This is a genomic window from Streptomyces sp. NPDC050448, from assembly GCF_040655295.1.
Classification (GTDB): domain Bacteria; phylum Actinomycetota; class Actinomycetes; order Streptomycetales; family Streptomycetaceae; genus Streptomyces.
Map to the genome: position 1 here is coordinate 1 of NZ_JBFAJR010000067.1, position 19,234 is coordinate 19,234.

Genomic DNA, 19,234 nt, shown 5'->3' on the forward strand with positions numbered 1-19,234 from the left:
AACGCTCGACTGGAGAACCCCAGCCGAGCGCCTGCGTGATCTACTGACAGCCGCGTAAGCCATCAGGTGTTGCGAGGACCCCAAGAATCCGCCGGAGCCGCCCACAGGGGCTTTTGCGGATCAGCGCAGCTCCACCGGGGGCGTGCGCCGCGCGTCCACCTTCTCCGTGCGCACCAGCTCGCCCCACACGATGTACCGGAACTTCGACGTGTACACGGGCGTGCAGGTCGTCAGCGTGATGAAGCGGCCCGGGGCCGTCCGGCCCGATTCCTTCGGGACCGCCGAGATCACGTCCACGTTGTACTTCGACGTCTGGCGCAGCTCCGCGAAGACCTTGTACACGTACCAGGTGTCCCGCGTCTCGAAGACGACCGCGTCGCCTTTCTTCACCTTGTCGATGTCGTGGAACTTCGCGCCGTGCCCGTCCCGGTGCGCCGCCAGCGAGAAGTTCCCCGACGGCTCCCACGGCAGGGCCGCCTTCACCGGGTCCGTGTAGTACCCGGCCACGCCGTCGTTGAGGACGTCCGGCGCCGTGCCCCGCTTGACCAGGACCTCGCCGTTCTTCATCGCCGGTACGTGCAGGAAGCCGATGCCGTCCCCGGTGTCCAGCGCACCCGGCGCCGCGGGCGCGTTCGCCCCCGGGGCGCTCTGCCACTGCCGGCGGACGTCGTCGCCGCGCGCGGACGCCTGCCGGTCCGCGAGCACGTTCGTCCACCACAGCGAGTACGCGACGAACAGGCCCAGCACCAGGCCCACGGTGATCAGGAACTCGCCCAGCAGGCTCAGGAACCCGGCGAGCACACTGCGACTCTGGGGCGGCGGCGCGGCACGTGACACTGCTTGTTCGTCCTTACGGGCTGGTCAGCGCGGGCGGAGCACCCTGGCTGCGGGGGCGTTCGTCGGTCATCCTGCCCCATACGATCATCCGGTAGGTGCTCGTGAACTCCGGGGTGCAGGTCGTCAGCGTGATGTACCGGCCCGGGGACGTGAAGCCCGACCCCTCCGGCACCGGTTTGATCACCGACACGTTCGTCGGCGGTGTCTGCGCCAGCGCCGAGGTGATCTCGTACGTGTAGTACGCGTCCCGCGTCTCGACCACGACCGGGTCCCCGGGCACCAGCCGGTTGATGTAGCGGAACGGTTCGCCGTGGGTGTTCCGGTGGCCCGCCAGCGCGAAGTTGCCCTGCTTGTCGGCCGGCATCGCCGTCTTCAGCGCGCCGTCCCCGTAGTGCCCGACCATCCCCTTGTCGAGCACCTTGGGCTTGCTGATCCCCTCCGCCACCGGCACCTTCACGTCCAGCTTCGGGATGTACAGGATCGCGAACCCCTGCCCCGGCTCGAACGCCGAAGCGGGCGGCGCGGCGGCCCCGCCGGGGTCCCGCTCCCAGTTCTGCCGCAGCGAGCCCGCCGCCCCGTCCGCCGTCCGCTCCGCCAGCACGTTCGTGTACCAGAGCTGGTAGGCGACGAACAGCAGCATCACCGCGCCCAGCGTGATGAACAGCTCACCGGCGAGCCGGCTCGCGACGACCACCGGGCCGCCCGACACGGGCCGCCTGCGCCGCCGCCCGGCGCCCCGCCTCCGCGTGCGCTTCGCGGCCTCCTGAGCTGCCCTGCGCCGCGCGGCCCGGCCCTCCGTGGGCGCGGACGGCGCGACCGCGGTCACGCGACGGCCTTGCCCACCACCGGGGCCAGCCCCACCGAGCGCTCGACGGCCCCCGCGTCCCCGCAGCGCACCAGCCAGTTCGCGAGCATCCGGTGGCCCCACTCGGTCAGCACCGACTCGGGGTGGAACTGCACACCCTCGACGTCGTGCTCCCGGTGCCGCAGCCCCATGATGATCCCGTCCTCGGTGCGCGCGGTGACCTCCAGCACGTCCGGCAGGGTCTGCGGCTCGGCCGCGAGCGAGTGGTAGCGGGTCGCGGTGAACGGCGACGGCAGCCCCTCGAAGACGCCGAGGCCCTCGTGCAGCACCGGCGAGGTCTTCCCGTGCAGCAGCTCGGGCGCCCGGTCGACGACGCCGCCGTACGCCACGGCCATGGACTGCATGCCCAGGCACACGCCGAAGACCGGGACACCGGTGTCGGCGCAGTGGCGGACCATGTCGATGCAGACGCCCGCCTGCTCCGGCGTTCCCGGCCCGGGCGACAGCAGCACGCCGTCGAATCCGTCCTGCGCGTGGGCGAGTTCGACCTCGTCGTTGCGCAGCACCTCGCACTCGGCGCCGAGCTGGTACAGGTACTGGACCAGGTTGAAGACAAAGCTGTCGTAGTTGTCGACAACCAGAATGCGCGCGCTCACGGAGTGGCTCCCGATCCCTCGTCCACCGTTACGTCGTTGAACGGAAGGAGCGGCTCGGCCCACGGGAAGACGTACTGGAACAGCACGAAGACCACTGCGAGGACCAGTACGAGGGAGATCATCGCGCGTACCCACGCGTTGCCCGGCAGATGCCGCCAGATCCAGCCGTACATGCCGTCTGTTTCCTTATCCGTCCACGATCGACCCACGCACCGCGGGGGCGGTACGCGAACAGACTAAAGGCAGCGGCCCGGGCGGGTGGGTCAGCTCGGCAAACCCTCCGGCCGTCCCTGGGCGACCGTCCGGGTCTGGGTCAGCTCCGCCCACACGACCAGCCGGTGGCTGTGGCCCCATTCCGGATCGCAGGTCGTCAGCGTCAGGTACCGCCCGGGCCCCGTGAACGGCGATCTGCGCGGCACCGGGTCGACCGCCCCGACCTCGGTGGGCAGCGTGCGCAGCGGCTCGGCGCGGACCGTGTACGTGTACCAGGCCGTCGCGTCCTTGAGGATCACGGCGTCGCCGGGGCGCAGCTCGGGGAAGTCCTTGAAGGGGTCGCCGTAGGTCCGCCGGTGGCCCGCCACCGAGAAGTTCCCGGTGCCGCCCGGGCGGGCCGTGCCCTCGTAGTGGCCGAGTCCCTTCTTCAGCAGTTCCGTGCCGGTGCCCTCCAGGACCGGCTTGTTCCAGTCCGGGCCGAAGCGCGGGATGTACATCTCGGCGAAGGCCTGGCCCCGGGGGTATCCGGGCTCGTCCTGGGCGGGCTGCGCGGGCTGCGAGGGCGCGGGCTGCGCGGCCGGCGGGGCGGCTCCGGGCCCGGCCGCCGAAGCCCAGCGGTCGCGCATCCGCGCCATCTCCCCGTCCATGGCCCGGTCGGCCTTGACCCCGGTCCACAGCAGTACGTACGCGACGAACAGCACGATCAGCGTGCCCGCCGTCAGGCACACCTCGCTGAACGTCCGCACCACCAGGCGCAGTACGACGTCACGGCGTACTGGTCGCGGAAGAGGCATCCAGCGGCTTCGCATAGTGGAGGTCCACTGTGCCGGAGTAGCCGGGGAGTGTCAGCTCCTTGTGCTCGTCCACTTTCCAGCCGAGCCCGTACGCCTGCACGTACAGCTGGTAGTTCTGCAGGGCCGGGGAGGCCGCGAGCGCCTTGCGCAGCGCGGCCGGGTCGCCGACCGCGCTCACCTTGTACGGAGGCGAGTAGACCCGGCCCTGGAGGATCAGCGTGTTGCCCACGCAGCGCACCGCGCTGGTGGAGATCAGCCGCTGGTCCATGACCTGGATGCCCTGGGCGCCGCCCTGCCACAGGGCGTTCACCACGGCCTGGAGGTCCTGCTGGTGGATCACCAGGTCGTTGGGCTGCGGCTCGGGCACGTTGGGGATGCGGGCGGTGGCGTTCGGCGGGGCGTCGTTCAGGGTGACCGTGAGGCCCTTGCCGGACAGCGGCTCGGTGCCGGAGGCGACACGCAGGGCGGCCAGCTTGGCGTCCTCGGCCTTGGTGCTGCCGTCGTCGCGCTCGGCGAGGGTGTCCACCCGGCTGCGGACGGCCGCGGTGCTCTGCTCGAGCAGCGCGTTGTTCTGGCTGCGCTCGTGGATGAGGTCCGAGAGCTTCAGGAGCGACGCGTCCGTCCGGATGTTCGTACCCTTGGACGTGTTGAAGCTGGTGACGAAGATGAGTCCGGCCAAGGCGAAAACGGCGGCCGTCAGCAGCCGGACCGCTTTGGCCCGGCGACGGGGACCCGCGGAGGAGTCGTCGGAATTGCTCAACGTACCCTTCTCCTTCAACGCCACAGGTCCACTACGCTAACGGACGCCCGGGGCAGGCAAGGTCCCCAGCGCATCGACAGGAGAGCCCCTCGTGCCGAAGTCACGTATCCGCAAGAAGGACGACTACACGCCGCCGCCGGCGAAGCAGGCGCAGACCATCAGGCTGACCAACCGCAGCTGGGTCGCCCCGGTCATGCTGGCGTTCTTCCTGATCGGTCTCGCGTGGATCGTCGTCTTCTACGTGACCGAGACCCAGCTGCCGATCGAGGCACTGGGCAACTGGAACATCGTGGTCGGGTTCGGCTTCATCGCGGCGGGATTCGGCGTGTCCACACAGTGGAAGTAGCCGGTCCGCGGTAGGGCGTCGAGTGCCGGCAAGCACAGGCGCACCGGGTCCGACAAGCTCTCCCCATGAGTTATCCACAGCGTCATCCACACCTGAGGAAAAGACAGAAGATCTGTGGATAACCCTGTGGAGTGTTGACGCCGGTGTGATCAGGTGAGTTGGGCCGTACGGATCAGTACGAGCGCCGCTGCCAGCAGGAATACCGCTCCGCAGGTCCCCCATTGGACGAGCGCGCGCTTCCTGCCGGCGGCGGGTCCGATCATGCCCAGACCGACCAGCAGACCGGTCACCAGGCCGCCGACATGGGCCTGCCAGGACACGGACAGGCTGCCGCCGAAGGGCACGAAGGTCAGCACCAGCATGAGCACGACCATGGTGATCACCGGCCGCATCTCGTAGCGCAGGCGGCGCACCAGGACGACGGTCGCGCCGAGCAGGCCGAAGATGGCGCCGGAGGCGCCGAGGGTCGGCGTGTTCGGGGCGGTCAGCAGATAGACGAGGGCGCTTCCGCCCAGGCCCGCCAGCAGGAAGACGGTGAGGTAGCGGGCCCGGCCCAGAGCCGCTTCCAGCGGGCCGCCGATCACCCACAGGGCCAGCATGTTGCCCGCGATGTGCCACCACTCCACATGCAGGAACACCGAGGTCAGCAGCCGCTGGTACTGGCCGGTGGAGACGCCCTCGACGGGGCCGCCGAGGTATTCGACGTACCGCCCGAGCAGCTCCAGCTGGACGACGACCGCCGGCGCCAGCAGGCCCACCAGGAACACCGCTGCATTGATCCCGATGAGGATCTTGGTGACGAGGTGGGGATCGGCGGCCACCACCCCGCCCGCCACGGTGCGCGGCGCGTTCGCGGCCGGGCGGTGGCCGGTGCCGGAGCCCTCACGCACGCATTCGGGGCACTGGAAGCCGACCGAGGCGCTGATCATGCACTCGGGGCAGATGGGGCGCTCGCAGCGCGTGCAGCGGATCCCCGTGTCGCGGTCCGGGTGGCGGTAGCAGCCCGGCAGACGGTCGGTGTCCATCGGTCCCCTCGGTCAGCGGCGAGGCAGCGGGTGTACCCCGCCGGTCCGGTACGTATCCAGTACGGACGGGCGGGGCGGAAAGGTTCCCGGGCGGGGTCGCCGGTGCTCGGGCCCTCTCCGGTCAGCGCTTCTCGACGACGACGGACTGGATGACCACGTCGTCGAGGGGGCGCTCGGTGCGCGGGTTCGTCGGCAGGCCGGCGATGGCGTCCACGACCTTCTGGCTGGCCTTGTCGGTGACCTCGCCGAAGATGGTGTGCTTGCGGGTCAGCCAGGCGGTGGGGGCGACGGTGATGAAGAACTGGGACCCGTTGGTGCCCGGGCCGGCGTTGGCCATGGCGAGCAGATAGGGCTTGGTGAAGGCCAGGTCGGGGTGGAACTCGTCGGCGAACTGGTAGCCGGGGCCTCCGGTGCCGTTGCCGAGGGGGTCGCCGCCCTGGATCATGAAGCCGCTGATGACGCGGTGGAAGACGGTGCCGTCGTACAGCGGGTCGGTGGTCTTCTGGCCGTCGGTGGGGCGGGTCCATTCGCGGGCGCCCGTGGCCAGCTCCACGAAGTTGCGGACGGTCTTCGGAGCGAAGTTCGCCAGCAGCTCGATCTCGATGTCGCCGTGGCTGGTCTTCAGGGTGGCGTAGAGCTTCTCGGCCACGGATCTGCCTTCCATAGTCATCACTGTCGGTTCCAGATCCTCCCACGGAGGGCTGTACGGCACAGAAATCCTCCACCCGTATGCCCTGTCACGCATGCCGCTCGACGGTATGGCAGGCATGATCCGACAAAGGGTGGAAAGGTGAACTGTGTCCGCCACCGAGGAGGAGGATCCCGTGACCCGCAAGGACAGCGTGCACCTGGCCGCCGAAAGCGCCAGGGACACGGTGAAGTACGCAGCGGAAGTGGTGGCGCCGTACGCAGCAACCGCCAGGGAAGCCGCCGTGCACTACGCGAACGAGGCGAACGAGCGGCTGGCACCGAAGGTGTCGTACGCGACCGCCGAGGCAGCACGGCAGGCCCGTACGGCGTACGACTGCCATGTGCATCCGCGGATGCAGGCGGCGCGCGCCCATGTGCCCCCGAACGTGGACCGGGCGGCGACGATGGCGGTGCACCACACGCGCCGGGCGGCGCGCCAGGCGGCCGACTACACCCAGCCGAAGATCGAGAGCGCGCTGGCGGCGGCCCAGCCGGTGGCCGAGGAGGCCGCGTCGCGGTCGACGGCGGCCCTGGCGGCGCTGCGCGGTCAGGTGTCGGCCAGGGAAGTGCGGCAGCTGGTGAAGCGCAACGAGCGGCGGGCCCGCGCGGGCCGGGTGTTCAAGTGCGCGGCGGTGGTCGGCGTACTGGTCTGCGGCGCGTACATGGCGTGGAGATGGTGGGACGAGCAGTCGAACCCGGACTGGCTCGTCGAGCCGCCGGCGGCCACGGAACTGTCGCGGGACGGCGAGCCGGCCAGCCTCGACGACGAGCTGGCGGCGAAGGAGCGCGAGGCCCCGCCCGGCCCGACGGACGACAACCAAAAGCCCTGACCCCCGTGGCGTAGCCGGGCGGGAAAGGAGCGGGCCCGGATCCACCGGATCCGGGCCCGCTCCCCTTCCCGCCCGGCTACTGGGGGAGGGTGAGCACCTGGCCCGGCTGGATCAGCTCGGGGTTGGAGCCGATGACGCCCCGGTTCATGGCGTAGAGCTCGCGCCAGCGGGCCTCGTTGCCCAGCTCCCGGCGGGCGATCACGGCGAGCGAGTCGCCGTGCCGAACGGTGTACGTGCGCTTCGCCGCGGCCGGCATGGGCTTGGGTGTCGGGGCCGCGGGAACCGCCTTGTGCGCGGCGGACGCCGGGGTCGGGGTGTGCGGCGGGTGGGCGGGCTTCGGCGGAGCCGCGGCGGCCATCCGCTCGGCGGCCGCCTTGGTGTCCGAAACGGCGTCGCGGTACTTGGACGCGTAGTCGGCGGACGCGTCCGCCGCCGCCTTCTCGGCGGCCTCGTGTTTCTTCTTGTCGGACCTGAGGAAGTCGAAGAGTCCCATGTCTGTACGCCTCCGGCGTGGTGTCGCCCCCCCCCGGGCTCGGTGCCTTCCCCCACTGTCGGACAGGAAAGGCCGCCCGGCCCTGTGACGGGGCCAACCGGGGGACACCGGGCCGGCTCCCGCCGGGGGCGCGGCGCGCCTCACACCCGGACGGGCTCCCGGTCCTTCAGGAAGAGCCTGCCGGCGGCGCACAGCGCCTCGCTGTCGGCGAGGACCGTGCCGGGTGCGTTGGCGAGGCCGAGGAGGGAGCCGCCCCAGTGCATGCCCATGTAGTCGGCGCAGTGGCGCAGGGTCCCGATCAACGGGTCCGCCTTCGTCCGGTCCTCGCTGGCCATCGCGGTGATGCCCCACATCGTCCTGCCGGCCATCCGCGGCTTGAAGTCGAGACCGGGCACCCGCATCCAGCCCGACCAGTGGTCGAGGTAGAGCTGGGCGCTCGCCGACAGGCTGTACCAGTAGAGCGGCGAGGCGATGACGAGGTCGGTGGCGGACAGCGTGGCGTCGAGCAGCACCCGGGCGTTGCCGACGGGCTGCGGATAGATCCCCGCGCCGTCGTGCCGGCTGTCCACGAACGCGGGGACCGGAAGGTCCTTCAGCCGCAGCCACTGCTGCTCGACGTCGTCGGGCAGGGCCGCCGCCGCCTGCCGGGCGAGCATCTCCGTGTTCCCGTCCTGGCGGGTGCTGGCCAGCAGGAAGACGAACTTGCGCCCGCCGGGCCGGTGGGTGGTGGTCATTCTCGGTTCTCTCCAGTCGTGGTGTCGTGGACCAGCACGGGGCCCGTGCCGGTCAGCGGCCGCGCGAAGGCCGCCAGCACCGTGCCGTGCCGGGGCAGGTCCTGGACGGTCCACGGGCCCGACGGCGTCCCGTCCCGCTCCGGGAGCTCGACCCGAACGGGGCCGGGCCGGCCCGGATGCACCGGCAGCCGGTGCGGCGCGGTGGTCAGCTCCAGTCCTGCCGCCTTCATCAGGGCCTCCTTGCGGGTCCAGGCACGGACCAGGGCCGCGGGGCGGCTCTCCGGGGCCAGTGCCCGCACCTGGCGCTGCTCCTCGGGCGCCAGGCAGCGGTCGACGAGCCCCTCGGTGTCGAAGTCCCGGACAGCGCAGCCTGCCCCGGCCGGAGGAACCGGCGCGTACGAGCCTCACTTCCTCGGGCTCCGCACCGGTGCAGGCGGCGAGGGTGCGGCGGACCGCCGCCCAGGCGGCGGCGAACCGGCGGCGGTTCGGACCGGGCCGGATACCGACCCGGTGTTACTGTCCCCGGATGCCCGAGCTCGTCTTCCCCTCCCCCCGCCTGCACGCTTCGTGGCTCGCCGCACGCGAGGAGTGGGGTCCCGACGCCCACATGGACGGAGCCGGTCTCGGCTACGACGACGACGTCGACAGCGCCGAGGGCTTCGCCGCCTGGACCGAGCGGCTGCGGGGGTACGGGGACCGTACGCTCCCGGTCGAGCAGGGCCGCGTCCACGCCACGTACTGGTGGATCGCCGAGGACGACACCTATCTGGGTGCCATCGACCTGCGTCACTACCTGAACGGGTTCCTGCTCGACGCCGGCGGCCACATCGGCTACGGCATCCGGCCCTCCGCACGTCGGCGCGGCCTGGCCGGCTGGGCGCTCGGCGCGGTCCTGCACGAGGCGCGGGTCCTGGGAATGGACCGGGTGCTGCTGACGTGCGACCCGGACAACACGGGGTCCGTACGCACGATCGAGCGCGGCGGCGGCGTCCTCGAGGACGTCCGCGAGACGCTCATCGGCCCCAAGCGCCGCTACTGGATAGACCTCCAGTAGCCACGCAAAGAGGCCCTCTGACCTGCGTTTCCGCTGGTCAGAGGGCCTCTGGTGCTGTGGAGCTTAGGAGATTCGAACTCCTGACATCTGCCTTGCAAAGGCAGCGCTCTACCAACTGAGCTAAAGCCCCGAAACGGTGGACGCGACCGACTCCCGCGAAGAAGTGGCCGTTCCGCAGAACAGAGTACCGGGTGTACCCCCGCATCTCGCAAAATGATAGGGACTCCCGCCCTGCGACCACTCTCCGTAAGATGCTCGCGAGGTTCGCACCAGCGAAGGGGAGTAGTAAGAGTGGACGCTGTACAGCAAGAGGCCACGGCCAGAGCCAGAGAGCTTCAGCGCAGTTGGTACGGGGAGCCGCTCGGCGCTCTCTTCCGCCGGCTCATAGATGACCTCGGCTTGAACCAGGCCCGCCTCGCTGCCGTCCTCGGACTGTCGGCGCCCATGCTGTCCCAGCTGATGAGCGGCCAGCGAGCCAAGATCGGGAACCCGGCCGTGGTCCAGCGCGTCCAGGCCCTCCAGGATCTCGCGGGCCAGGTGGCGGACGGAAGCGTCAGCGCGGCCGAGGCCACCGACCGGATGGACGAGATCAAGAAGACCCAGGGGGGCTCCGTCCTCAGCAACAGCGGCCAGACCACGACCGGTTCCGGCGCGCCCACCGTCAAGCGCGTCGTCCGGGAGATCCAGTCGCTGCTGCGCTCGGTCTCCGCGGCCGGCGACATCATCGACGCGGCCGACTCCCTCGCCCCCAGCCATCCGGAACTGGCAGAGTTCCTCCGGGTCTACGGCGCGGGCCGCACCGCGGACGCGGTCGCCCACTACGAGTCCCACCAGAACTGACACGACGCACACGGTGACGGGGGACGGGCGCAGCGATGGGTGAGATCTTCGCCGGTCGGTACGAGCTGACCGATCCGATCGGGCGCGGTGGTGTGGGTGCCGTGTGGCGGGCCTGGGACCACCGGCGCCGCCGGTACGTCGCCGCCAAGGTCCTCCAGCAGAGCGACGCCCACACCCTGCTGCGGTTCGTACGGGAACAGGCGCTGCGCATCGACCACCCGCACGTGCTGGCCCCGGCCAGCTGGGCGGCGGACGACGACAAGGTCCTTTTCACGATGGACCTCGTCGCAGGCGGTTCGCTCGGCCATGTGATCGGGGACTGCGGGCCGCTGCCGCCCCGTTTCGTGTGCACGCTCCTCGATCAGCTCCTGTCGGGGCTGGCGGCGGTGCATGCGGAGGGTGTCGTCCACCGCGACATCAAACCGGCCAACATCCTGATGGAGGCCACCGGAACCGGACGGCCGCACCTGCGGCTGTCCGACTTCGGCATCTCGATGCGCAAGGGCGAGCCCCGGCTCACCGAGACCAACTACGTGGTGGGCACGCCCGGCTATTTCGCCCCCGAACAACTCCTGGGCTCCGAACCCGACTTCCCCGCTGACCTCTTCGCCGTCGGGCTGGTCTCCCTGTACCTCCTCCAGGGCCGCAAGCCCGATTCCCAGGCCCTGGTGGAGCGCTTCCTCGCCCATGGCACCCCCGGCGCCCCCGAGGGCGTTCCCGCGCCGCTCTGGGACGTCGTCGCGAACCTCCTGCAGCCGGACCCCCAGAGCCGGTTCCGGACCGCCACAGGGGCCCGCAAGGCCCTTGCCGAGGCCGTGGAGCTGCTCCCGCCGCCCGCGCCGGACGAGGACCCGGTGGAGGTGTTCGACCAACTCGGCCCGCTCCCTGCCGGTTTCGGCCCCCAGGGTCCCCAGAGCACGGCTGCGGTGACCCCCGGGGCGCCCACCGCGGCCGGGGTCCCGGTGCCGCCGTCCGGTGCCCCGGTGACGGCGGCTTCCGCCACCGCGGCGACGCGGCCCGCCCCTGCGGATCCGCGCGGCACGGCAGCGACGACGGCCGCTCCACCGGCCCCACCGGCCCCGGTGACCCCGTACCCGAGCCCGAGCGCGTCCTCCCAGACGGGGAGCTTCCATCTGGCGCCTCCGGCGCAGGCCGCGGCGCCCGTGCAGGCCTTCACCACCCCGTACCCGGCGGCGCAGTCCGCGCAGCCCGCCCGCGCCGGAGGGCTCGCCCCGCCGCCGCCGAAGGTCACCGTCGCCGTGCTGGCCGCCGCGCTGCTCTGCTTCGCGGTGGGCGTCTGGGCCCTGACCCAGGTCTAGGCCCTACCTTTCGGTGCCGCGGCCTACACGCTCCGCCCGCGCCGGGCCAGCAGGATCCAGCCGCCGAGTACGAGCAGCAGAACGGTGCCGGCGGCGAAGCCCGCGCCGGCCACCACCCGCATCACCGAGCGGGTGCCGGCCGCCTCCGTGGCCTCGGGGGCGGTGAGCCCTTGCCTGGCGGCTGCGCGGTCCTCCTCGCCGACCCCGAATCCGGCGGCGGTCAGGCTCTCCTTGTACACGGGCGCCTTGGCCGGCTTGCCGGTGACGTCCATGCGCAGGGTCAGCGGCACGGGGACGGCGTCCTCGGTGAACTCCCCGACCTTCCCGGCCAGGGTCACGGCGATGTAGTACCAGCCGGCCACCCGGGCCAGCCGTGCGCCGGCGTCATCGGCAAAGCGGTTCTCGTACGCCACCGGCGCCGTCTTCGGCAGCGTGACGCCGGCCTGCTTGCCGTCGTAGGAAATGTCCTTGTCCGCCATCAGGGCCCGGAACGGGGTGTACACGGAGACGGTGAGCCCGCCGGCGGCGAACCCGGAGCTCTTGGTCATGCTCGCATTGGCGAGCTCGGCGCTCAGCCCCAGCTGCCGGCCCCAGTCCAGCGGTACCCGGTAGAAGCGGGTCTGGCCGGGCCGCAGGTCGTCGCGCCAGACCCCGCTGTCCAGGGCGCGGGCGTCGTTGAAACCCGTGCCGCCGGTGCGCGCCACCGGCTCGGTGCCCGGCAGGGTGGGGGAGGCCGACGGCCAGACACTGGGTGCGGTGGTGGGAGCGCTGCCCGAGGCGAGGCCGGGCTCGCGCTGGAGCCGCAGCTCCACCGGCAGCGCTCTCAGGTCGGAGTCCTTGCCGACGCTGCGGGTGACCTTCGCGAAGTAGACGCCGGCGGCCTGGCATTCGGCGTCCTCCTCCAGCCGCCGCACGGCGACCGTGGTGACGGGGGCGGAGTCGGGGCCGAAACCGGCACGGCTGGGCTGGTTCGGGCAGCGCCGGCCCTCACTGGTCATGATCTCGACCTCGACGCCGTCGCCGTAGTCGTACTTCACACCGCTCACGGGCAGGGCGACGACGGAGAAGTACACACTCGACCTGTCGTCGAGGCTCAGCCGGTAGTAGCGCTCCCCCTGCGGCACCGTGTCCGTGTACACCGCCCCGGCCGCCACGAGCGGGGCGTCCGCGCTGCTGGCCTTGCCCTCGATCTTCTTGGCGCCCTCGGCGCCCCGGTACGCCGGCACCGCCTGCGGGGGCGCCGTGGCGGCCCGCACCGCCCCCGGCAGGCCCACGGCCAGCCCCAGGGCCGCCGCCCCCACCAGCACCGTCGTCCGCACCCGCCCCATCTCGCCACCCCGAGTTTGCTAGCGCAAGTCAAATCTTTGCATAACGCAATTATTCGTCACAGAACAGCACAAAGCCCCGGCCGCAGCGGCAGCCGGGGCTTCATGAGATCAGCTTTCGGTCTCACACACCGGAACCAGAAGGCACGGAGTCGGTTGCCTCCGTCCACAGGTCCTGCTCGGCGCGATCCGCCTGGATCTGGCGGTACACGAGGAGCCCGCCGATGGCGGCCAGTGCGACCAGGAGCAGCTTCTTCACCGCGCGACCTCGTCTTTCATTGACGTTGGGGACTTCTGACGGCCAACAATACACACGCACCGATACCGTTCGGTGACCTGGGAAGGCCTCAACTGGCCCTACGAAGAAGACCCCCAGGCCATGGGCCTGGGGGTCTTCTTCATTGTGGGGCTAACAGGATTTGAACCTGTGGCCTCATCCTTATCAGGGATGCGCTCTAACCAACTGAGCTATAGCCCCATCCGCGCTGCGCGCTGACTCCTGAAGATTAGCGCACAGACGCGGTCCCGCCAAAATCCGTTCCCGCGGGCAGTCCCCGCAGGTCAATCAGCGGTCACTCGTCCTCGGCGAGCGTGAGCTCCACACCGCCGACGAAGCCTGCCGACAGGTTGTAGATGAACGCGCCCAGCGTCGCCAGCGCCGTCGCCAGCACCACGTCGATCACCGCGATCACCGACGTGAAGATCAGCACCCGGGGCAGCGACAGGAACGACTGGAGGTCGAAGCCGTTGCTCTCGTTCGACCCGGTCGCCTCGCTGATGGTGCCGCCGACCGTCGAGAAGACGCCCATGGCGTCCATGACCATCCACAGCACCGCCGCCGCCACGATCGTGCACACGCCCAGCGCGATCGACAGCAGGAAGCTGACCTTCATCACCGACCACGGGTCGGCCCTGGCCACCCGCAGCCGCGCCTTGCGCGTCCTGGGCGTCGTACGGGCCGCCGTGCGCGGCTTGCGCTGCGCGCCGGCGTCCCCGGCGCCCCGCTGCGCACCGGGGCCCGAGGGCGCCGCGTAGGCCTGCGGCGGGTGGTACGGCTGCTCCGGCTGCTCGCCGGCCGCGGCCTTGGCCTTCTCCTGCTTCGGCTTGCGGGTGTCCGTCACGGCTTTCCCCCTGCCCTCGGCGGCGGCGCCCCCGGCCGGGGAGTCCGCGGCGGGGCCACGGGCACCGTTCTCTCCAGTCTTGGCCGGTCCGGCGCCCGTGGCTCCACTCACGACTTACTCCTCGTGCTCCCCGGCCGAGGGCTGCGTGCCCTCGGCGGCCTCCGCGGCCGGTCCTTCGGCTGCCTCGGTCTCCTCGACCTCGTCAGCATCCTGACCGGCCTCGGCGTTACGAGCGATACCGACCACGGCATCGCGCTTGCCCAGGTTGATCAGCTGGACGCCCATGGTGTCACGGCCGGTCTCCCTGACTTCGTTGACTCGCGTACGGATCACGCCGCCGCCGAGCGTGATGGCGAGAATCTCGTCCGATTCGTCCACCACGAGCGCCCCGACGAGCGACCCGCGGTCCTCCACGATCTTCGCGGCCTTGATACCCAGACCGCCACGACCCTGGACGCGGTACTCGTCGACCGGCGTCCGCTTGGCGTAACCGCCGTCGGTCGCGGTGAAGACGAACGTACCGGGCCGGACCACGCTCATGGAGAGCAGTTCGTCACCCTCGCGGAAACTCATGCCCTTCACACCGGAGGTCGCGCGGCCCATCGGGCGCAGCGCGTCGTCGGTCGCCGTGAAGCGGATCGACTGCGCCTTCTTGCTGATGAGCAGCAGGTCGTCCTCGGCGGACACCAGCTCGGCACCGATCAGCTCGTCGGCGACGCCGTCGGCGCCGTCGGCGCCCGTCTCCCGGAGGTTGATGGCGATGACACCACCCGAACGGGGCGAGTCGTAGTCCTTGAGCGCCGTCTTCTTCACCAGGCCGCCCTTGGTGGCCAGGATCAGGTACGGGGCGGCCTCGTAGTCGCGGATCGCGAGGATCTGGGCGATCTTCTCGTCCGGCTGGAAGGCCAGCAGGTTCGCCACGTGCTGCCCGCGGGCGTCGCGGCCGGCGTCCGGCAGCTCGTACGCCTTGGAGCGGTAGACCCGGCCCTTGTTCGTGAAGAACAGCAGCCAGTGGTGCGTGGTGGACACGAAGAAGTGGTCGACCAGGTCGTCCTGCTTCAGCTTCGTGCCGCGCACGCCCTTGCCGCCGCGCTTCTGCGAGCGGTAGTCCTCGGTCTTGGTGCGCTTGACGTAACCGCCGTGCGTGATCGTGACGACGATGTCCTCTTCGGCGATCAGGTCCTCGATGGACATGTCCCCGTCGAAGGGCACCAGCTTGGAACGCCGGTCGTCGCCGTACTTCTCGACGATCGCCGCCAGTTCCTCACTGACGATCGTGCGCTGCTTCTGCGGCGAGGCCAGGATCGCGTTGTACTCGTTGATCTTCGCCTGGAGCTCGTCGTGCTCGGCGACGATCTTCTGCCGCTCCAGCGCCGCCAGCCGCCGCAGCTGCATCTCGAGGATCGCGTTGGCCTGGATCTCGTCGATCTCCAGCAGGCCCATCAGGCCCTCGCGCGCGATCTCGACCGTGTTGCTGCGCCGGATCAGTGCGATGACCTCGTCGATCGCGTCCAGCGCCTTGAGCAGGCCGCGCAGGATGTGCGCCCGCTCCTCCGCCTTGCGCAGGCGGAACTTCGTCCGCCGGACGATGACCTCGATCTGGTGCTGCACCCAGTGCCGGATGAACGCGTCGATCGACAGCGTGCGCGGCACGCCGTCCACCAGCGCCAGCATGTTCGCGCCGAAGTTCGTCTGGAGGTCGGTGTGCTTGTACAGGTTGTTCAGCACGACCTTGGCGACGGCGTCGCGCTTGAGCACGATCACCAGGCGCTGGCCGGTGCGCGACGAGGTCTCGTCGCGGACGTCGGCGATGCCGCCGATCTTGCCGTCCTTCACCAGGTCGGCGATCTTCTGCGCCAGGTTGTCCGGGTTCGTCTGGTACGGAAGCTCCGTGACCACCAGGCACTGGCGGTTCTGGATCTCCTCGACCTCGACCACCGCGCGCATCGTGATGGAGCCGCGCCCGGTCCGGTACGCCTCCTCGATGCCCTTGCGGCCCACGACCAGCGCGCCCGAGGGGAAGTCGGGGCCCTTGATCCGCTCCAGGAGCGCGTCGAGCAGCTCCTCGTGCGAGGCGTCCGGGTGCTCCAGCGCCCACTGGGCGCCGGCCGCGACCTCGCGCAGGTTGTGCGGCGGGATGTTGGTGGCCATGCCGACCGCGATGCCGGCGCTGCCGTTGACCAGCAGGTTCGGGAAGCGGGCCGGCAGGACGGTCGGCTCCTGGTTTCGGCCGTCGTAGTTGTCCGTGAAGTCGACGGTCTCCTCGTCGATGTCCCGGAGCATCTCCATGGCCAGCGGCATCAGCTTGCACTCGGTGTAGCGCATCGCGGCCGCCGGGTCGTTGCCCGGGGAGCCGAAGTTGCCGTTGCTGTCCACCAGCGGCATGCGCATCGACCACGGCTGGGCCAGGCGGACCAGGGCGTCGTAGATGGAGCTGTCGCCGTGCGGGTGGTACGTGCCCATGACGTCGCCGACGACGCGGGCGCACTTGTAGAAGCCCTTCTCGGGCCGGTAGCCGCCGTCGTACATCGCGTACAGCACGCGGCGGTGCACCGGCTTGAGGCCGTCGCGCACGTCCGGCAGGGCGCGCGAGACGATGACGGACATCGCGTAGTCGAGGTAGGAGCGCTGCATCTCCGTCTCGAGCCCGACGGGCTCGATGCGCAGCACGGGCTGCTCCTCCGCGGGGTTCTCTGCGGTGGGGGTGGTTTCGTCGGCCATTGCTGGTCAGAAGTCCTTTCAGGCGGTCAGCGGAGACCGACTCAGATGTCGAGGAACCGAACGTCCTTGGCGTTGCGCTGGATGAAGGAGCGCCGCGCCTCGACGTCCTCGCCCATCAGCACCGAGAACAGGTCGTCGGCCTGGGCCGCGTCGTCCAGGGTGACCTGGCCGAGCACGCGGTGGTCCACGTCCATGGTGGTGACGCGCAGTTCCTCGGCGTTCATCTCGCCCAGACCCTTGAAGCGCTGGATCGAGTCTTCCTTGATCCGCTTGCCGTTCTGCTTGCCGAGCTCGACCAGCGCGTCGCGCTCGCGGTCCGAGTACGCGTACTCGAAGTCGTCCCGACCCCACTTGATCTTGTAGAGCGGCGGGCGCGACAGGTACACGTGACCGGCTTCGACCAGCGGGCGCATGAAGCGGAACAGGAAGGTCAGCAGCAGGGTGTTGATGTGCTGGCCGTCGACGTCGGCGTCCGCCATCAGGATGATCTTGTGATAGCGGAGCTTCTCGATGTCGAAGTCCTCGTGCACACCCGTGCCGAACGCGCTGATCAGCGCCTGGACCTCGGTGTTCTGGAGGATCTTGTCGATACGGGCCTTCTCGACGTTCAGGATCTTGCCGCGGATCGGCAGGATGGCCTGGTACATCGGGTTGCGGCCGGACTTGGCGGAGCCGCCGGCCGAGTCGCCCTCGACGATGAAGATCTCGCACTTGGTCGGGTCGTTCGACTGGCAGTCGGACAGCTTGCCCGGCAGCGAGGCGCTCTCCAGCAGGCCCTTGCGGCGGGTCAGATCGCGGGCCTTGCGGGCCGCGACGCGGGCCGTGGCCGCCTGGATCGACTTGCGGATGATGTCCGCGGCCTCGACCGGGTTGCGGTCGAACCAGTCGTTGAGGTGCTCGTGGACGACCTTCTGCACGAAGGTCTTGGCCTCCGTGTTGCCCAGCTTGGTCTTCGTCTGGCCCTCGAACTGCGGCTCGCCCAGCTTCACCGAGATGATCGCCGTCAGACCCTCGCGGATGTCCTCGCCGGCGAGGTTGTCGTCCTTCTCGCGCAGCAGCTTCTTGTCGCGCGCGTAACGGTTCACCAGACCCGTCAGCGCCGCGCGGAAGCCCTCCTCGTGGGTACCGCCCTCGTGCGTGTGGATCGTGTTCGCGAAGGAGTACACGCCCTCCGTGTACTGCGAGTTCCACTGCATCGCGATCTCGACCGAGAGCATGCGCTCCTTGTCCTCGGCCTCGACGTCGATGACGGTCGGGTGGATGAGCTCGCCCTTGCGCGAGTTCAGGTACTTCACGAAGTCGACGATGCCGCCCTCGTAGTAGTACTTGACCGTGCGCGCCGTGGGCTCGGCCGTGTCCGCGTCGGGGTCGTCCGCACCGACGGTGGCCTTCGCCGACTCGCGCTCGTCCGTCAGCGTCAGGGTCAGGCCCTTGTTCAGGAAGGCCATCTCCTGGAAGCGCCGCGACAGCGTCTCGAAGGAGTACTCGGTCGTCTCGAAGATGTCGCCGTCGGCCCAGAACGTCACCGACGTGCCGTGCTCGTCGGTCTCCTCGTTCTTGGCCAGCGGGGCCGTCGGCACGCCCAGCTTGTAGTCCTGGGTCCAGCGGTGGCCGTCCGTCTTGACCTCGACCGCGACCTTGGTCGACAGGGCGTTCACGACGGACACACCGACGCCGTGCAGGCCGCCGGAGACGGCGTAGCCGCCGCCGCCGAACTTGCCGCCCGCGTGCAGGACCGTCAGGACGACCTCGACGGCGGGCTTCCCCTCGGACGGCACGATGCCGACCGGGATGCCGCGGCCGTTGTCGATCACGCGCACCCCGCCGTCGGCGAGGATCGTCACGTCGATGGTGTCCGCGTGCCCGGCCAGGGCCTCGTCGACCGAGTTGTCCACCACCTCGTACACGAGGTGGTGCAGCCCGCGCTCGCCGGTCGAGCCGATGTACATGCCGGGGCGCTTGCGGACCGCGTCCAGGCCTTCCAGGACCTGGATCGCGTTGGCGTCGTACGAGGCGGTGACCTCGTTGTTCTCGCCGGCTGTGGACTGGTTGTCGTTGGGGTTGCCGGAATCGGCCACGAAGCGCCCTTTCTGGCACAGCACAGGCCGTACTCCGGGCCAGCAGGCATGCAAGCAGGAGCGGCTGCGTCGATCTGCGTTGTCAGCGTTTGTCAGCGGGATCCCGCAACTGGGCGGGATTCGCTTCAGTCTACCGGTACCACGGACATGAATGGGGGTTTGCCGGTACCTGAGTCCGCATGTGCCGCCCTGAACCTCCTCTCTCCGACTCCCCATATCCGGGAAGGGGCTCAAAGAGGCTCACACGGGCATCCAGCGCTTCCGCCTGTCAACCTCCCGCTACCGTGAGGGACGCCACCCGGAGCGACGGGCGCAACGGCCCGCGAAAGAGGCACACCGACCGGTATGCGGGGCCGTGTCCGGGGCGTGTGCCGGCCGGTGTCCGCGGCGTCCGGCGACGACCGCGCGGACCCGCGGAGGCCGCCGGTCCGGTGCTGGTGCTGGTGCTGGTGCTGTGACCGGAAAGGTTCACCGCCCGGCAGACCTCCCGGACACCCCCTAGGGGGTGTCCGGCGGATCAGGGCCGGATAGTCCGGGTCGTCTGGTGCCGTGGATTGCAAGGCGGAGGAGGGAGCCAATGCGGTGGGGGCACC

At 70.2% G+C, this 19,234-nt stretch carries 19 protein-coding genes, 2 tRNA genes and 2 pseudogenes; 5 read left to right on the plus strand and 18 right to left on the minus strand.

The genetic code is table 11. The features are described from left to right. Positions 1 to 120: 120 nt before the first annotated feature. The 6 genes and pseudogenes from AB0I68_RS37400 to AB0I68_RS37425 form a co-directional block, all read right to left on the minus strand. Entirely contained in the window at positions 121 to 801 is a 681-nt protein-coding gene (locus AB0I68_RS37400; protein WP_363181892.1) for a class E sortase, read from the minus strand. Positions 802 to 850: 49 nt separating this feature from the next. Beyond that, a pseudogene (locus AB0I68_RS37405) lies at positions 851 to 1,534 on the minus strand (class E sortase); the annotation flags it as partial. A 125-nt stretch (positions 1,535 to 1,659) separates the two neighbouring features. Further along, entirely contained in the window at positions 1,660 to 2,298 is a 639-nt protein-coding gene (locus AB0I68_RS37410; protein ID WP_363181893.1) for an aminodeoxychorismate/anthranilate synthase component II, read from the minus strand. Beyond that, complete coding sequence (locus AB0I68_RS37415; protein ID WP_214931345.1) at positions 2,295 to 2,471, minus strand: hypothetical protein; 177 nt, start codon at positions 2,469 to 2,471, stop codon at positions 2,295 to 2,297. Before AB0I68_RS37415 ends, AB0I68_RS37410 begins: the two co-directional genes overlap by 4 nt. Before the next feature lie 90 nt (positions 2,472 to 2,561). After that, positions 2,562 to 3,305: a class E sortase gene (locus AB0I68_RS37420; protein ID WP_363181895.1), complete on the minus strand. Its 744-nt coding sequence runs from the start codon at positions 3,303 to 3,305 to the stop codon at positions 2,562 to 2,564. Then, positions 3,277 to 4,065 carry a DUF881 domain-containing protein gene (locus AB0I68_RS37425; RefSeq protein ID WP_363181896.1) on the minus strand — a complete coding sequence of 263 codons (789 nt, stop codon included), beginning with the start codon at positions 4,063 to 4,065 and terminating at the stop codon, positions 3,277 to 3,279. Before AB0I68_RS37425 ends, AB0I68_RS37420 begins: the two co-directional genes overlap by 29 nt. Before the next feature lie 91 nt (positions 4,066 to 4,156). Here AB0I68_RS37425 and crgA point away from each other — a divergent pair, with 91 nt between their 5' ends. Further along, on the plus strand, positions 4,157 to 4,411 hold the full coding sequence (gene crgA, locus AB0I68_RS37430) for a cell division protein CrgA (RefSeq protein WP_030153143.1): 255 nt from the start codon (positions 4,157 to 4,159) through the stop codon (positions 4,409 to 4,411). Positions 4,412 to 4,560: 149 nt separating this feature from the next. On the opposite strand, the gene AB0I68_RS37435 is transcribed toward crgA, so the two are convergent. Next, complete coding sequence (locus AB0I68_RS37435; protein WP_363181897.1) at positions 4,561 to 5,436, minus strand: rhomboid family intramembrane serine protease; 876 nt, start codon at positions 5,434 to 5,436, stop codon at positions 4,561 to 4,563. A 121-nt stretch (positions 5,437 to 5,557) separates the two neighbouring features. Further along, a complete protein-coding gene (locus tag AB0I68_RS37440; protein WP_363181908.1) occupies positions 5,558 to 6,085 on the minus strand; it encodes a peptidylprolyl isomerase in 528 nt (175 codons plus the stop codon). A gap of 175 nt (positions 6,086 to 6,260) precedes the next feature. On the opposite strand from AB0I68_RS37440, the gene AB0I68_RS37445 reads away from it, so the two are divergent. Further along, positions 6,261 to 6,956: a DUF5324 family protein gene (locus tag AB0I68_RS37445; RefSeq protein ID WP_363181909.1), complete on the plus strand. Its 696-nt coding sequence runs from the start codon at positions 6,261 to 6,263 to the stop codon at positions 6,954 to 6,956. Between the two features lie 76 nt (positions 6,957 to 7,032). Here AB0I68_RS37445 and AB0I68_RS37450 read toward each other — a convergent pair whose 3' ends face one another. The 3 genes and pseudogenes from AB0I68_RS37450 to AB0I68_RS37460 form a co-directional block, all read right to left on the minus strand. Next, the gene (locus AB0I68_RS37450) at positions 7,033 to 7,449 is read right to left on the minus strand and encodes a LysM domain-containing protein (RefSeq protein WP_363181898.1); all 417 of its coding nucleotides are present in this window, start codon (positions 7,447 to 7,449) and stop codon (positions 7,033 to 7,035) included. 140 nt (positions 7,450 to 7,589) lie between these two features. Then, positions 7,590 to 8,183, minus strand: a complete 594-nt coding sequence (locus tag AB0I68_RS37455) for an NAD(P)H-dependent oxidoreductase (protein ID WP_363181900.1) — start codon at positions 8,181 to 8,183, stop codon at positions 7,590 to 7,592. Further along, a pseudogene (locus AB0I68_RS37460) lies at positions 8,180 to 8,518 on the minus strand (4'-phosphopantetheinyl transferase superfamily protein); the annotation flags it as partial. The pseudogene AB0I68_RS37460 and the gene AB0I68_RS37455, both read right to left, overlap by 4 nt. A 191-nt stretch (positions 8,519 to 8,709) precedes the next feature. On the opposite strand from AB0I68_RS37460, the gene AB0I68_RS37465 reads away from it, so the two are divergent. Next, positions 8,710 to 9,237: a GNAT family N-acetyltransferase gene (locus tag AB0I68_RS37465; RefSeq protein WP_363181901.1), complete on the plus strand. Its 528-nt coding sequence runs from the start codon at positions 8,710 to 8,712 to the stop codon at positions 9,235 to 9,237. A 57-nt stretch (positions 9,238 to 9,294) separates the two neighbouring features. On the opposite strand, the gene AB0I68_RS37470 is transcribed toward AB0I68_RS37465, so the two are convergent. Then, positions 9,295 to 9,367: transfer RNA gene (locus tag AB0I68_RS37470), tRNA-Ala, on the minus strand. A 161-nt stretch (positions 9,368 to 9,528) separates the two neighbouring features. Here AB0I68_RS37470 and AB0I68_RS37475 point away from each other — a divergent pair. Next, positions 9,529 to 10,077 (plus strand): transcriptional regulator, encoded by a 549-nt coding sequence (locus tag AB0I68_RS37475; protein WP_030857694.1) that lies wholly within the window; start codon positions 9,529 to 9,531, stop codon positions 10,075 to 10,077. Between the two features lie 35 nt (positions 10,078 to 10,112). Next, positions 10,113 to 11,396 carry a serine/threonine-protein kinase gene (locus tag AB0I68_RS37480; RefSeq protein ID WP_363181903.1) on the plus strand — a complete coding sequence of 428 codons (1,284 nt, stop codon included), beginning with the start codon at positions 10,113 to 10,115 and terminating at the stop codon, positions 11,394 to 11,396. A 23-nt stretch (positions 11,397 to 11,419) separates the two neighbouring features. On the opposite strand, the gene AB0I68_RS37485 is transcribed toward AB0I68_RS37480, so the two are convergent. The 6 genes from AB0I68_RS37485 to gyrB form a co-directional block, all read right to left on the minus strand. Further along, on the minus strand, positions 11,420 to 12,715 hold the full coding sequence (locus tag AB0I68_RS37485; protein ID WP_363181904.1) for a hypothetical protein: 1,296 nt from the start codon (positions 12,713 to 12,715) through the stop codon (positions 11,420 to 11,422). A 130-nt stretch (positions 12,716 to 12,845) separates the two neighbouring features. Further along, positions 12,846 to 12,980 (minus strand): DLW-39 family protein, encoded by a 135-nt coding sequence (locus AB0I68_RS37490; protein WP_208809277.1) that lies wholly within the window; start codon positions 12,978 to 12,980, stop codon positions 12,846 to 12,848. 145 nt (positions 12,981 to 13,125) lie between these two features. Then, positions 13,126 to 13,199 (minus strand) — tRNA-Ile (locus AB0I68_RS37495). Positions 13,200 to 13,293: 94 nt separating this feature from the next. After that, complete coding sequence (locus tag AB0I68_RS37500; RefSeq protein ID WP_363181905.1) at positions 13,294 to 13,953, minus strand: DUF3566 domain-containing protein; 660 nt, start codon at positions 13,951 to 13,953, stop codon at positions 13,294 to 13,296. A 3-nt stretch (positions 13,954 to 13,956) separates the two neighbouring features. Further along, positions 13,957 to 16,563, minus strand: a complete 2,607-nt coding sequence (gene gyrA, locus AB0I68_RS37505) for a DNA gyrase subunit A (protein ID WP_363181906.1) — start codon at positions 16,561 to 16,563, stop codon at positions 13,957 to 13,959. A gap of 41 nt (positions 16,564 to 16,604) precedes the next feature. After that, complete coding sequence (gyrB, locus tag AB0I68_RS37510; RefSeq protein WP_363181907.1) at positions 16,605 to 18,665, minus strand: DNA topoisomerase (ATP-hydrolyzing) subunit B; 2,061 nt, start codon at positions 18,663 to 18,665, stop codon at positions 16,605 to 16,607. Positions 18,666 to 19,234: the final 569 nt, after the last annotated feature.

Bases quoted from the DNA above. Each gene is read 5' to 3' on its own strand.
- AB0I68_RS37415 (WP_214931345.1), bottom strand. From the start codon at position 2,471: ATGTACGGCTGGATCTGGCGGCATCTGCCGGGCAACGCGTGGGTACGC.
- AB0I68_RS37420 (WP_363181895.1), bottom strand. From the start codon at position 3,305: ATGCCTCTTCCGCGACCAGTACGCCGTGACGTCGTACTGCGCCTGGTG.
- AB0I68_RS37435 (WP_363181897.1), bottom strand. From the start codon at position 5,436: ATGGACACCGACCGTCTGCCGGGCTGCTACCGCCACCCGGACCGCGAC.
- AB0I68_RS37450 (WP_363181898.1), bottom strand. From the start codon at position 7,449: ATGGGACTCTTCGACTTCCTCAGGTCCGACAAGAAGAAACACGAGGCC.
- AB0I68_RS37455 (WP_363181900.1), bottom strand. From the start codon at position 8,183: ATGACCACCACCCACCGGCCCGGCGGGCGCAAGTTCGTCTTCCTGCTG.
- AB0I68_RS37465 (WP_363181901.1), top strand. From the start codon at position 8,710: ATGCCCGAGCTCGTCTTCCCCTCCCCCCGCCTGCACGCTTCGTGGCTC.
- AB0I68_RS37480 (WP_363181903.1), top strand. From the start codon at position 10,113: ATGGGTGAGATCTTCGCCGGTCGGTACGAGCTGACCGATCCGATCGGG.
- gyrA (WP_363181906.1), bottom strand. From the start codon at position 16,563: ATGGCCGACGAAACCACCCCCACCGCAGAGAACCCCGCGGAGGAGCAG.